This window comes from Bacteroides sp. 3_1_13 (assembly GCF_001185845.1).
Lineage (GTDB): Bacteria > Bacteroidota > Bacteroidia > Bacteroidales > Bacteroidaceae > Bacteroides > Bacteroides xylanisolvens.
This window is the reverse complement of sequence record NZ_KQ236956.1, coordinates 166,542-178,949: the sequence shown is the minus strand read 5'-3', so window position 1 is coordinate 178,949 and position 12,408 is coordinate 166,542. Positions and strand designations below refer to the sequence as shown.

At 42.4% G+C, this 12,408-nt stretch carries 11 protein-coding genes; 6 read left to right on the top strand and 5 right to left on the bottom strand.

Features of this window, described 5'->3' with window-relative positions; all coding sequences use genetic code 11:
* Positions 1-22 precede the first annotated feature (22 nt).
* The 3 genes from HMPREF9009_RS13080 to HMPREF9009_RS13070 form a co-directional block, all read right to left on the bottom strand.
* On the bottom strand, positions 23-1,579 hold the full coding sequence (locus HMPREF9009_RS13080; RefSeq protein ID WP_004316203.1) for an ATP-binding protein: 1,557 nt from the start codon (positions 1,577-1,579) through the stop codon (positions 23-25).
* A 567-nt stretch (positions 1,580-2,146) separates the two neighbouring features.
* On the bottom strand, positions 2,147-4,690 hold the full coding sequence (locus HMPREF9009_RS13075; RefSeq protein WP_232313585.1) for a collagen-like triple helix repeat-containing protein: 2,544 nt from the start codon (positions 4,688-4,690) through the stop codon (positions 2,147-2,149).
* A 372-nt stretch (positions 4,691-5,062) separates the two neighbouring features.
* Positions 5,063-6,007 carry a tyrosine-type recombinase/integrase gene (locus tag HMPREF9009_RS13070; RefSeq protein ID WP_004314322.1) on the bottom strand — a complete coding sequence of 315 codons (945 nt, stop codon included), beginning with the start codon at positions 6,005-6,007 and terminating at the stop codon, positions 5,063-5,065.
* 202 nt (positions 6,008-6,209) lie between these two features.
* On the opposite strand from HMPREF9009_RS13070, the gene HMPREF9009_RS13065 reads away from it, so the two are divergent.
* A complete protein-coding gene (locus tag HMPREF9009_RS13065) occupies positions 6,210-6,479 on the top strand; it encodes a DUF4248 domain-containing protein (RefSeq protein WP_004300655.1) in 270 nt (89 codons plus the stop codon).
* A gap of 156 nt (positions 6,480-6,635) precedes the next feature.
* On the opposite strand, the gene HMPREF9009_RS13060 is transcribed toward HMPREF9009_RS13065, so the two are convergent.
* Positions 6,636-6,899 (bottom strand): hypothetical protein, encoded by a 264-nt coding sequence (locus HMPREF9009_RS13060; protein WP_004314321.1) that lies wholly within the window; start codon positions 6,897-6,899, stop codon positions 6,636-6,638.
* Positions 6,900-6,982: 83 nt separating this feature from the next.
* Between HMPREF9009_RS13060 and HMPREF9009_RS13055 the strand changes: the two genes are divergently transcribed.
* The 5 genes from HMPREF9009_RS13055 to HMPREF9009_RS13035 all read left to right on the top strand — a co-directional run bounded on the left by HMPREF9009_RS13055 (position 6,983) and on the right by HMPREF9009_RS13035 (position 10,654).
* Positions 6,983-7,606 (top strand): hypothetical protein, encoded by a 624-nt coding sequence (locus HMPREF9009_RS13055; RefSeq protein WP_004314320.1) that lies wholly within the window; start codon positions 6,983-6,985, stop codon positions 7,604-7,606.
* 47 nt (positions 7,607-7,653) lie between these two features.
* Complete coding sequence (gene dnaB / locus HMPREF9009_RS13050; RefSeq protein WP_049702441.1) at positions 7,654-9,033, top strand: replicative DNA helicase; 1,380 nt, start codon at positions 7,654-7,656, stop codon at positions 9,031-9,033.
* Between the two features lie 189 nt (positions 9,034-9,222).
* Complete coding sequence (locus HMPREF9009_RS13045) at positions 9,223-9,717, top strand: HU family DNA-binding protein (protein ID WP_004314318.1); 495 nt, start codon at positions 9,223-9,225, stop codon at positions 9,715-9,717.
* Positions 9,718-9,838: 121 nt separating this feature from the next.
* Entirely contained in the window at positions 9,839-10,132 is a 294-nt protein-coding gene (locus HMPREF9009_RS13040; protein WP_008648736.1) for a hypothetical protein, read from the top strand.
* A 72-nt stretch (positions 10,133-10,204) separates the two neighbouring features.
* Positions 10,205-10,654, top strand: a complete 450-nt coding sequence (locus tag HMPREF9009_RS13035) for an N-acetylmuramoyl-L-alanine amidase (RefSeq protein ID WP_004314316.1) — start codon at positions 10,205-10,207, stop codon at positions 10,652-10,654.
* A gap of 127 nt (positions 10,655-10,781) precedes the next feature.
* On the opposite strand, the gene HMPREF9009_RS13030 is transcribed toward HMPREF9009_RS13035, so the two are convergent.
* Complete coding sequence (locus HMPREF9009_RS13030) at positions 10,782-12,137, bottom strand: ATP-binding protein (protein ID WP_004314315.1); 1,356 nt, start codon at positions 12,135-12,137, stop codon at positions 10,782-10,784.
* Between the last annotated feature and the right edge of the window lie 271 nt (positions 12,138-12,408).

The following is a 12,408-nucleotide window of genomic DNA, read 5'->3' as shown; positions in this document are numbered from 1 at the left end:
ACGAGCCGCCTTTTTGTTTTATCTATTTTTCTTCAACTATCCATTTTTCAATATTACGGGTTTCCGCACTGAAATTTACTCCTATTTTAAAGAGTTTCCGTTCATCCATCTCGAAAGGAAGAGCGTAATGCTTGTCATTTATCTGCTGCAATGCTTCTTCTGCCGTACCGTTCAGTTTAAATTCCATGATATAGATGAATTTGTCTGTCTGCAAGACAAGGTCGATGCGTCCTTCGCTTGTATGATATTCCACTTTGGCATAGAAGCCGACCAGTTTAAAAACGATGAAAAGCACGTTCTCGTAATGCAATTCCTGATCGCGAATCACTTCGTAGGTGGTATCTGCAAAGAAGCTTTGCAAGCGACGGAAGAAAGAACTGTAATCGCCGGAACGTACTTCACGAACAAATTTCTGAATTTCAAACGGAGATTCTACCTTATTTACATTCGCATAATAAGGAAGCAGGAAACGGACAAATCCTTCTTCTACTTCACGATTCGGGAAACCTAACCGATACATTCCAAATTCTTCATCATACCCTTTAATGGTGAGGTAGCCACTCTGATAAATCACCGGAATGGGATTAGTAGATTCAGAGTCTATGCTATTCAATACTTGGGCGTCGGTTTCTTCATGCGTCATCCGCTCCAAGTCATAATGATGTTTTTGCAGCAATTTCACCAGATAGGTCGGTGTGCCCGTTTCAAACCAATAGCTGCCGAAATCCTTACGTTTGAAAGCATTAAGCAAACTGAACGGATTGTACATACCAATAGAATTGTGCGTAAAATGGTAACCGTCATAGCACTCTCTCAACTCTTCACAAAGTTTATCATACGTTATTCCGCGCGCAGCAGCAAATTCATGAAGCTCTGTTTCCAAATTGTTGTGGATTTCACGCTCGCTAATGCCACAGATTTCGACATACTCATTCCACATGGATATATCATCCAAGTTGTTCAAGTCACTAAACACACTGACTTTGCCAAACTTTGTCACACCGGTAAGGAATGCAAACTTGATGCAACCGTCCATTGTTTTAAGCGCTCCATAAAAAGGCTTTAATGTATTCCGAAATTGCTTTTGCAATTCTTCATTACCGATGGCTTGCAACATGGGTTTGTCATATTCATCGACAAGAATAACCACACGTTGCCCCGCCAACTTACAAGCGCGCTCTATGATACCGGCAAAACGCAAGGAAAACGAACGTTCGGACGGCTCGGCACCATATAGTTTTTCCCATGCTGTCAGCGATTTATCAAGTATATTATCCAGACTTTCGGATGTATCATATTTCTCGATATTAAGGTCCAGATGCAGTATAGGATATTTGATCCAGTCCTTTTCCAGTTTTTCCACAGCCAGCCCTTCAAACAGTTCTTTCTTTCCTTGAAAATAGGCCTCTAAGGTGGAGACGAGCAGACTCTTTCCGAAACGGCGCGGACGACTCAAGAAGTAATAACTTCCGGTCTTTACCATTTGATACATCAGTGCTGTCTTATCAATATAGAAATAACCGTCATTACGAATTTTTTCGAAATTCTGAATACCGATCGGATAAATTTTATGGCTCATATTCTCTTCTTTTATTAATCAATGCCTTTCTTGCAAAGATATATATTTTTAATAGAAATCTTTGTCATGGCAGGTTAAAAGATTCTTTTCAATCATTCATTCTGCACATTTCCCCGGAAACTTAGGGACGATAAAATAAGGGGATAATGACTGCACAAAATTACGAAAAGCCCGGACTTTCGCAAGCTCGGGCTTTCTGTATCTTGAGGACGTCTCCTTTACCTATAGGGAAATGGGCGACTAGCAATTGATTCTAGTACAACAAAAAAAGACGTCCCAAGAGTAAAGATAAAAGGGATGCCAGTAGGAAATGTGGGGAGGCATCCCTTTTCTAATAGAAGAACAAAGATGGAAGGATGGACTTTCACAAGCTGTGTCTCTTCGCTTTGTCACTTCTCAACATATAATCTTCACACTTCGGTGAAGAAGGGTTTCATATTTATGGAGAGAACGCACTTCAACAAGCACGGGCTCTCCTATTATGTTATATCATTCTAGAGATAGCTCCCACCTCTGCCAGAGGCAAATATAGAGGAGCTATCTAATAGAACATTAAAGGATTTCAAATTAATCCGCAAAGAGAGCAGTAGGGAATGTTACTGTCTTCACCACAGGTGCAGGAGATGTTGCGCTCCAGCTGATTGAAGGAGTAATAGTAACTGTCACTACCAAATCTTTCACAAGACCCTTCAAGGCCTTACCAGCATCTGTTAATATCAATTTCTGTCCAGTAGAATCAAACTTGAAGTTAGTTTTGTCACTTCGTTCTACCTTAATAGAATATCCATAAAGAGCAAGAACAGCGTCAGCGGTAGTCAAAGTACCAGTGTCATAAGTGTTATTATCTGCAGTCGGCCACATTGCCTTGCCTTTTCTGTCTTTCCATACAATGTCACCTAATACATCAATCTCTGAATCTATGGTTTCAGCTGTATACGCTGTTGTGATACCTTTTTTAGCGTCCGTTGCACCAAATTCCGATTTAAGCAATTCTGATAATGAGATGAATTGAATCTTTTGGTTAGCAATTGAAGCAGGTTCAGTAGCATCGTTAGGCTGACAATTTACATCTACAGAGAATGCCATATTGTCTTTAGCGTGAGCCATGTCTACTGTGAACTTATCGTTAGCTACACTTCCTACATGATCGTCACCATTCTTGTCAACATCATACGTAATGCTGTTGTATATACCTGAAGTAACTCCGCCAGTAATAGCGTTCCATGTAGTAAAGATTGAGCCCATTTCTCTTTCGAGACTGATGCTCTGAATCTTATCAGCATTCTTAGTTTCATTAATCAGAAGAGACACCTTGCCATCTTCAGTCCACATACCTGAAGTTTTTGTAAATACAGGCGTCTTATAATCAACAGTTACCGGTAATTTGAATACAATTTGCTTCGTTGCGTCAACGTCAACTGTCAATACGGCTTCCATAGTACCCTTGTATGCAGCGGTTACTGTCAGTTTCAGGTTATCATATTTAGTATCACCAGAAGCAATACCACTAAACTTCACTTTATCTCCATCGTTAGCCGTGGCAGTTGAGCTAGCAAGTTTAGCAGTAGTAATAGCGTCTTTGATTGCCTTAATATTAGCTGCTGACACAGCAATGTCGGATTTTTCTGATTTATTCCAAACTACCGTCTGTGCTGCCAAAGATTTTGTTTCTATTTGCTTGAAGGTGACAGTCAGTTTAGCCGGAGCAGAGGAGCCACCGACGCTAGAATAATCAATGCCCTCATGAGTTTCTCCATCAAAAGGAATACCATTTGTAGTTATATAGCAGACTTCAACCTTTGCTTCTTGCCCTTTGGTAGAAGTGATGGTTTGTTTGCCGGCTTCGTTCGTCCCCAATGTTACACCTTCAGGAGCATCGGCTGCCAACTTATAATAATATGCATAGACTGTACTCAAATCCATAGGAGTGGTGGTAGCTGCAGCTGCCAAGTCATCCAAAACCTGTACCTCACCAACTTTTGCGGACACTGCTGCATCTACCAGTTTAGTAGCACTTGTAACTGCTTCCGGTTTGATTTTAACATCATAAGCAGAGATTATTTCATTGTTCCATGCGTCTTTTGTACAGAATGCGTATGCTTCATCTGCAGGAAGGGCAGTTTCCAAATTCAAGCCATCTTTTAGTGTAACAGTAAGGTCGTAAACACCACGATTCACTTTGGCTTCGGTAGCACGTGTCAATGGTTTTGCAGTTTTATTTTGTTCAATCTTAGAGATAACAAAATTAGCTTCATTTTGAGAATTCATCAAATAGATTTGATATTTGCTATCAGTAAAGTCAGGACCTACTGGATTAATCAACGCATTCAACACGCCGGAATTAGTTATTAACAGGTCATTTTTCTTAAATTCTTTTTTCTCATCCTCCATACCAAAAGTGAAATCAGCTTTGCATTGAGCATAACTTAATTTAAGTTCCTTTGTTCCGCCTGCAGTGATTTTACCATTCTCAATAGTCACTCCTTCAAGGCTACTAATCAAAGCTGCAGTAGGCAGAATAGTTGTTAATTCTGTTCCAGTAGTTTTATCTTTTACATGTAGAGTAAAGCTAGGTAATCCCTCATTCTGTACAGCATAAACAGTGGCTGACGAATAATCACCTTTCACCCATTTATCTGTAGCGTCATCATAGAAATACCAATAATCTTTTTCAAATTCACCTGTTCCATCACCAATAAAAGGAGATTTTCCGGCAGGACCAGCAGGACCTTCGGGGCCAACAGGACCGACAGGACCAGTAGCACCGGTCTCACCCTTTTCACCTCGTGCCGGTTTCCCAGTATCAACACCGTCTATAAACCAGTTTCCATTTTCTCCAATTTCAACGACAGATCCATCTTTACCATTCACAATAGAATATTTATTTCCATTGTTGAAAGTAATTTCAAATCCACCAGTGATACTTTTAATGTCTGTTACCCAATTACCTGCATTCACTTTTGCTTGCAGTTCAGCAAGACCTGCCGCATTGGCATCAATCTGCGTTTGCAGATTGTCGATGTCATCATCATAGTCTTTACAGCCTACATAAGTGACAGTAGCAAGCGTCAATGCCCCGAAAAGCATTACCCTAACAAAATTTTTCTTCATAACTACTTAAAAATTACATTAATAATATATTATTAAACACTAAGTTTCAATAATAGACCGCCCGTTACTTTGTAGGTAACGGAGAAACCTTTGTTCCTGCTCTTTTGGAGTAGTCAATACGGAAAAATGAAACAATATGCGATTACATTTTTACCCCTGCTTCTTAGAAGCGGCAGAGGGGCGGGAGACCTTTTGCAAAATTTAGAAGTTAACAAAGCCCTAATACAAAGAATCCGCGTGTTTTATTTGTTTAATTCCTGTTTTGAGTAGTTTATTAGAAAAAATGTATGATTTCGTTTGGTTGTTTTAAGAAATATGCTCATATTTGCACCGATATTTCAACCCGTTACCTACAAAGTAACAGAATAAAAATCAAGCACTTACGCCGACCACAGATCGTTTTATAAAATCAAGTACCTGCATATTTGCTTCATCAATTTTCTTATTTCGGAAAGGCTTCAAATAAGTTTCTGTCACGGTGATGGACGAATGTCCCATCGCTTCGGAAATAATACCCGGATGAATTTCGCAATAATACGCAGTCGTAGCCCAGGTATGGCGGGCGGTGTACGAGCTCAACCGGTCTTTGAGTCCCAATGCCTTTCCTAATAATTCCAACTGATAATTAAAATTGCGCAATGCCAGTTGATATTCCCTATACGCCTTTGGCGAACCTTCGTCACTATGAAGAATCGGGAACAAATAAGGCGACTGTTCCTCCCGATTCATATACTTTTGCAAAAGAAACATCGCTTCCGTCGTCAACGTCACAGACAACGGACGTCCCGTTTTACGACGACGATAACTAATCACATTTCCCCGGAGATCACTCTTGCGCAAATAAGCCAAGTCGACAAAAGGCAGTCCCCGAAGCAAGAACATAAGAATGAACAACTCCTGCGCCCCCTTCATGGCAGGAGTGATGGCGTCCGACTGCAACAGACGGGCAAATACCTTCTTCATATCCTCCATATCCAATGCCCGACGGCGGTCTGCCCGCGTACCTGTATATACGGAGCGAAAAAGATGCGGCACGTATGATGCCTTCCGAAGATCGACAGCGCGATTGTAAACCGCACGCAACGTGCGAAGATACGTAGACACCGTATTCCAACTACACCCACGTGCACGAAGACTACCCTCAAAATGCTTCAGCCACTCCGGAGTGATTTCCCGAAACGACAAACGATCGGAACCCTGAAAAGTAAGAATCGCATTCAACGTACTTCTGTATACATGAGCAGTCCCTAAATTTCCACTCTGCTGCAAATCAACAGCCACTTGTTTCATAAACAAAGTAAAACTTTCCTTTTTCATTAAAAATAAATTAATAATTAATATTTACTTTTCCCACATTTTACTTTAGTAAAATACAAAAATATATCTTCAAAAATTTACATACATAAAATCTAAAAAATAAAAACTAAAACATTTACATTAATCATCAAAGTAAATTTCATACATTTGCGCAATTTTTCAAACAACATATTATTTTAACCATTTAAAGTATAAAAAAATTATGAACAACAATGAACCAGCTGCCGAACGCTACAGCATTAATGGATTCAAGTATTTCTCCGAATTGGCGAAGGAGTATTTTCCCGATCTGGCAAACGCTTCTTCCGCCAGCAAAAAAATGCGCAAACGCATTAAAGCAAACAAGACATTGAACGAACAACTGGTTGCTGCGTATTACACCAGCCAAACAATCGATGTCAGTCCTGAAATGCAGCTAATCATCTACCGACACTGGGGACCTCCCCACATTGACTTGCCGACAAACGTTTAGCGCGTAACAGAAAACGAAAACACGGACAAGAAATAAAAGGAAAATCGAACTATATATTTTTAAATATATCATTTATCTTTTATTGTTTATTATGTATTCCACTTTGCGTTCATCACTTTTTTTCAAAACGAAGATAACTACCAATCATACAGCTATTTACAGAAAGAAAAAAGCGTTCCACAAAGCGTTCGGCAAAAATGACCGTTTTTTCACTACAAACAAGACCTTCGAATCCCCCCAAACGAAGGCTTTGTTTTTTCTCCAACAGAAGCTCCACCAGTCACAAACAGAAGCTCCACCAACCACCAACAGAAGCTCCGCCAACCACCAACAGAGCATTCGTTCCATCCCCACTCCTTCCCCGGCTTCATGAAAGAAGAAAAAAACAGCCATTTGCGCATCGCGGCACCCTTTATTCATCCACACCCGTCCGCACGGAACCACACCCCTTGCGCATCGCACAAGAACGGCGTACCTTTACAGAAATTTAAAACGATAACCCAATGAACAATTTCAATTTTGAAGCCATGATGGAACATGGTTTTCTCATTATCCCCAAAGCCCTGCTACAACAACAGATAGAAGACCCGAACATAGAAGCCGGAGAAATAGAAGCGCTCCTGAAAATCCTAATGAAAGTAAACTATTCGGACACGTTATACAGCGACCGGCAGCATAAAGACTACCTGTGCAAAAGAGGCGAAAGCATGTTCAGCTACCGCGACTGGAGCCGCATTTTCCGCTGGTCTGTCGGAAAAACCTTCCGATTCATACACGCCCTTGCCATCCTGGGGATCATCGAAATCGTCCCCCATCCCAACAACTCGTCCCTGCATATCCGTGTCGTCGAATACGACAAATGGGTAGGAGCCCCCGACAGCGGCAAGCAGAAAAAGAAAGCCGTCAACGAGAAGTTCCGCCTGTTTTGGAATGAGTTTCACAGCATCACGCAGCTTCCCAAAGAAAACATCGCCAAAGCGCAACGCGAATGGAAAAAATTAAGCGACAAGGAACAGCAACTCGCCATCGACAAGGTAGAAGATTATTATTTCCACCAAACAAACATCAACTACCTGCTCCACGCCGCCAGCTATTTATCCAACAAAGCTTTCCTAAACGAATACTGATAAAACGAATCCCAATTAAACGAAGACTGATTAAACAAACACTGATTATGAATACCGAAAACAGAGTTTCACCACAGGCTCCCGAAATAGAAGAAGCCATCATCGGCGCCTGCCTGATAGAGCAGAGGGCTATACCACTGATAGCCGACAAGCTGCGCCCCGAAATGTTCTACGTCCTGCGCCACCAACTGATCTACGCCGCCATACTGGCTATGTACCACGCCGGAATGAAAATAGACATCCTCACCGTAAAAGAAGAGCTTTCCCACCGCGGAAAGCTCGAAGAGGCGGGCGGAGCGTTCGGCATCACCCAGTTGAGCAGCAAAGTGGCGACTTCCGCCCACCTCGAATATCACGCGCAGATCGTACACGAGAAATATCTACGACGCGAAATGACCTTGGGATTCAACAAACTACTCGCCTGCTCGCTAAACGAAACGATGGACATCGACGACTCGTTGATGGACGCGCACAACCTGCTCGACCGTCTGGAAGGCGAATTCGGCCACAACAACCACATGCGGGACATGGATGAACTGATGACCGCCACCATGACCGAAGCCGAAGGACGTATTGCCAACAACATAAACGGAGTGACCGGCATCCCTACCGGACTGGCAGACCTGGACCGCATGACGTCCGGACTCCAAAACGGCGAACTAGTGGTAATCGCCGCCCGTCCCGGCGTAGGAAAAACGGCATTCGCACTACATCTGGCACGAAACGCAGCCATGGCAGGACATGCCGTAGCCGTCTACAGCCTCGAAATGCAAGGAGAAAGACTGGCCGACCGATGGCTGACAGCAGCCAGCGAAGTCAGTGCCCGCCATTGGCGGTCGGGAACCGTCAGCCCGCAAGAGCTTGCAGAGGCACGCACGGCAGCCGCCGACCTCAAACGTCTGCCGATACACGTAGACGACAGCACCTCGGTCAACATGGAACACGTACGATCCAGCGCGCGACTGCTGCAAAGCCAACATGCGTGCGACGCGATCATTATAGACTACCTGCAACTCTGCGACATGACAACCGGCCAAAACAACCGCAACCGCGAACAGGAAGTGGCACAAGCCACCCGCAAAGCGAAGTTGCTGGCCAAAGAGCTAAACGTACCGGTGGTACTGCTTAGCCAGCTAAACCGCGAATCGGAAAACCGCCCCGCAGGCCACCCCGAACTGGCACATCTCCGCGAAAGTGGCGCAATCGAGCAGGATGCGGACGTCGTGATATTACTCTACCGCCCCGCCCTCGCACGAATAACAACCGACCGCGAAAGCGGTTACCCTACCGAAGAACTAGGCATAGCAATCATAGCCAAACAACGCAACGGAGAGACGGGAAACGTATACTTCAGGCATAATTCGGCAATGACAAAAATCACCGAATACGTCCCACCGCTGGAATACATGCTGAAACATGCTAAATAGATACAGATTCACCCCGATTCCATACAATTTTATATTACAATATATAGCTGTATGGAATTTCTTTTTTTATTTCATTATTGATATAAAATAAATAGCAAAATACTTGACTTTCCCTTTCAAATTTCGTATATTTGTAATGTCAACAAGGACAGAAAATATTATTACTTAAACCTTAACTTTTTTAATTGTATGAATGTATTAGTGGAGCGCTATCAGCGCAGAAAGTATGTGAATCAGCCGGATTCACAGATGTTGTATTATGTACGCCAGAAATCGGGTACAGTGAGAGTGATGGACATCAACAAGCTGGCCGATGCCATCGAAGCGAACTCATCGCTTACAGCAGGAGATGTGAAGCATTCCATCGAGGCTTTTGTTGAGCAGTTGCGCCTGTCGCTTACCCAGGGCGACAAGGTGAAGATCGACGGATTGGGCACGTTCCATATCACGTTGAGCAGCGAAGGGGCGGAAAAGGAGAAGGATTGCACGGTGCGCAATATCCGCAGAGTAAATGTTCGTTTTGTGGCAGACAAGGCACTTCAGCTGGTGAATACGAGTCATGCCACTACCCGAGGCGAGAATAATGTCGATTTCATCCTGGCCGGAAAGGGTGACGGAGAAGACGCGGATGGTGGAAACAGCGGTAGCGGTGGAAGCGGAGAAGCTCCGGACCCGGCAGCTTAATCATTAAAAACAGTGCCGCATGGGTATTACAGAGTGATTTCTACAGTTACTCTCCATGCGGTTTCTGTTTTCTTCTACATTTATTTTTTAATTCTCAATTTTCAATCCTCAATTTATTAAAATGCTCGATAAAATCATAGAGATCATTATGACGATCCTGCCCTTTCTGGGCAGTAATCGCAAAAAGCGCAAAGTAATGGCGCAAGAAGTAAAAGAGTTCAGCGAACTGGTGAAAGACCAATATACTTTTCTGATGCAGCAATTGGAAAAAGTGTTGAAGGATTATTTCGACCTTAGCTCGAAAGTGAAAGAGATGCATACGGAGATATTCTCATTAAGAGATCAGCTGGCACAGGCTGCTGCCTTACAATGTATTAATAAGGAATGTGCACAACGTAGTGCAGCAGAGGCATGATAATGATTCAATTAATGCAAATTATGGAACCTGTGCAATTTACAGAACCTATTCAATCTATTTAATCCATTCATGAGAACTATAAACCTGATAGTAATCCATTGCTCCGCTACGCGCGAAGACAAGAGTTTCACAGAATATGACCTGGACGTCTGTCATCGCAGACGAGGATTCAACGGAACGGGTTATCATTTCTATATCCGCAAGAACGGGGATATAAAATCTACCCGTCCGATAGAACGAATTGGTGCGCACAGCCGCGGTTTCAACAAAGAAAGTATAGGTATCTGCTATGAGGGCGGACTCGATTGCAAAGGACAACCGAAAGATACCCGTACCGAATGGCAGAAACATTCGCTCCGGGTATTGATTCTCGCTTTATTGAAAGATTATCCGAATTGCCGGATCTGCGGACATCGGGATCTAAGTCCCGACCTGAACGGAAACGGCGAAATAGAACCGGAAGAATGGATCAAGGCCTGTCCCTGTTTTAATGCTGAAACGGATTGGGATAAAGTCTAAAAAAAAATAGCTTTATTATAATTTAGGCACGGATAACACGGATTTCACGGTTGCTTTGTACAAGCATAGCACTAACCGTGAAATCTATGTAATCCGTGCCTAATCTTTAACTTATGATTTTGCTAGACTACGCGTTATCAAAGGTTGTTTCAAACCGACGCAATATGCTGTCTAATTTTCCAACGAGGTAAAAAGGTAGATTTATCAATTTGAATTCTTTTCCGTCTGCCGTCTTTACCTCATCCACAGCATAAGGCTGCGACCATATTCTGACTGCAACAGTCTGATTAGAGTGATTCATAAAAGAATGTAAGGAACGCAAGTGGGCGTTATGCCCTGATTTGACTTCAATGGGATAAACCATAGAATCCTGCACCCACACATAATCGACTTCTGCATTAGAACCACTTTTATTACGCACCCAGAAACAACGTTTCTGACTGACTTTATCTGTCAGTGTCAACAGTTCTTGCGCTACAATCTGCTCCGCTATCATACCACGCCAAGCATCCATTATATCTTTTGCTCCCAAAACCTCTTTCTGTACTTGTGCCGCATAATTCACCAATCCTGTATCTAACCAGACCAGTTTGGGCATACGCTTTATTTCAGGAGTGGCCGGAACTTCCGTTGCCGTAGTCGGATAAACTAATTCCAGCAACATCGCCTTTTCCAATAAACGAAAAGCCTCTCCCACTTCCCGAGCATTATAAGACGAACCAGCAAATCCTCCTAAAGTTATAATTTGTCCAGCTTTATGCCATCCTTCTTTTAATATAAAGCGAATCACTTCCGGAAGTTGTTTTCCCAAAGCATATTTTTCCACATCATCCCGGTAGCCTTGCAAAAGAGTTTCATAAGTGGACTCCAAGGATAAAATATCCCTGCGCTCCGCATAGAGTTGCACAACTTCCGGCATACCTCCAATCAACGTATAGATATTAAACAATAACATCAAACGATCATGGAAAGCGAGAGTGATTTCAGGCTTATCTAAAACGGATAATAAAGGTTCTTCTCCAACAGCACCCAGAAACTCGCGAAATGAACAAGGACGCAATGCCATATATTGCACCCTTCCCACCGGAAATGAAACACGTACATCTATCAGGTTTTCTAATAATGAACCGGCAGCAATTACATAAATATCAGGTAATTCTTCATAGAAATAGCGTAATAACGCTACTGCCTTTGCTGAATTTTGAATTTCATCAATAAAAAGTAATATAGTTCCTTCATTCCTTATCTTTCCACAATGTGCAAAAAATAAAGGCATCAAATCTTTTAGAGATACATTCAACTCAAACAAGGATGCTGCCTCCCGTTTCTCCAAATTCAAATACAGGTAATTGTCAAACTGCTTTCCAAATTCGTTGACTACCGTTGTTTTACCGACTTGCCTTGCTCCACGCAATATCAAAGGCTTTCTATGCGTATCGTCTTTCCATCTTTCCAGATGAAATAAGATATCTCTTTTAAACATAAACCACAAATTTATTGATTTTCAGCAACAAAGTTATAAAGAATTTCCAAAGATGGGGCAAAATACCATTGATTTTGTTTCAAAGATGGGGCAAAAGTCTATCGTTCATGTTTCAAAAATGGGGCAAAGCCACCTAATACTGTCGTAAATATGGGGCAAAAAGAACGTATTTACAATCAGCTAATCTACAAATTAGACGACTTACCATGTACTAACTCCAATCGTACATCGTAAATCGTCTAATCGTAAATGAACTTAATCGTAAATTATT

What these genes read in the sequence shown, in the direction of transcription:
- HMPREF9009_RS13030 (WP_004314315.1), bottom strand. Translation starts at nt 12,137, where the DNA reads ATGTTTAAAAGAGATATCTTATTTCATCTGGAAAGATGGAAAGACGAT.
- HMPREF9009_RS13065 (WP_004300655.1), top strand. Translation starts at nt 6,210, where the DNA reads ATGAACAACAATGAACCAGCTGCCGAACGCTACAGCATTAATGGATTC.
- HMPREF9009_RS13080 (WP_004316203.1), bottom strand. Translation starts at nt 1,579, where the DNA reads ATGAGCCATAAAATTTATCCGATCGGTATTCAGAATTTCGAAAAAATT.
- HMPREF9009_RS13035 (WP_004314316.1), top strand. Translation starts at nt 10,205, where the DNA reads ATGAGAACTATAAACCTGATAGTAATCCATTGCTCCGCTACGCGCGAA.
- HMPREF9009_RS13075 (WP_232313585.1), bottom strand. Translation starts at nt 4,690, where the DNA reads ATGAAGAAAAATTTTGTTAGGGTAATGCTTTTCGGGGCATTGACGCTT.
- HMPREF9009_RS13045 (WP_004314318.1), top strand. Translation starts at nt 9,223, where the DNA reads ATGAATGTATTAGTGGAGCGCTATCAGCGCAGAAAGTATGTGAATCAG.
- HMPREF9009_RS13055 (WP_004314320.1), top strand. Translation starts at nt 6,983, where the DNA reads ATGAACAATTTCAATTTTGAAGCCATGATGGAACATGGTTTTCTCATT.
- HMPREF9009_RS13070 (WP_004314322.1), bottom strand. Translation starts at nt 6,007, where the DNA reads ATGAAAAAGGAAAGTTTTACTTTGTTTATGAAACAAGTGGCTGTTGAT.
- HMPREF9009_RS13040 (WP_008648736.1), top strand. Translation starts at nt 9,839, where the DNA reads ATGCTCGATAAAATCATAGAGATCATTATGACGATCCTGCCCTTTCTG.
- dnaB (WP_049702441.1), top strand. Translation starts at nt 7,654, where the DNA reads ATGAATACCGAAAACAGAGTTTCACCACAGGCTCCCGAAATAGAAGAA.
- HMPREF9009_RS13060 (WP_004314321.1), bottom strand. Translation starts at nt 6,899, where the DNA reads ATGAATAAAGGGTGCCGCGATGCGCAAATGGCTGTTTTTTTCTTCTTT.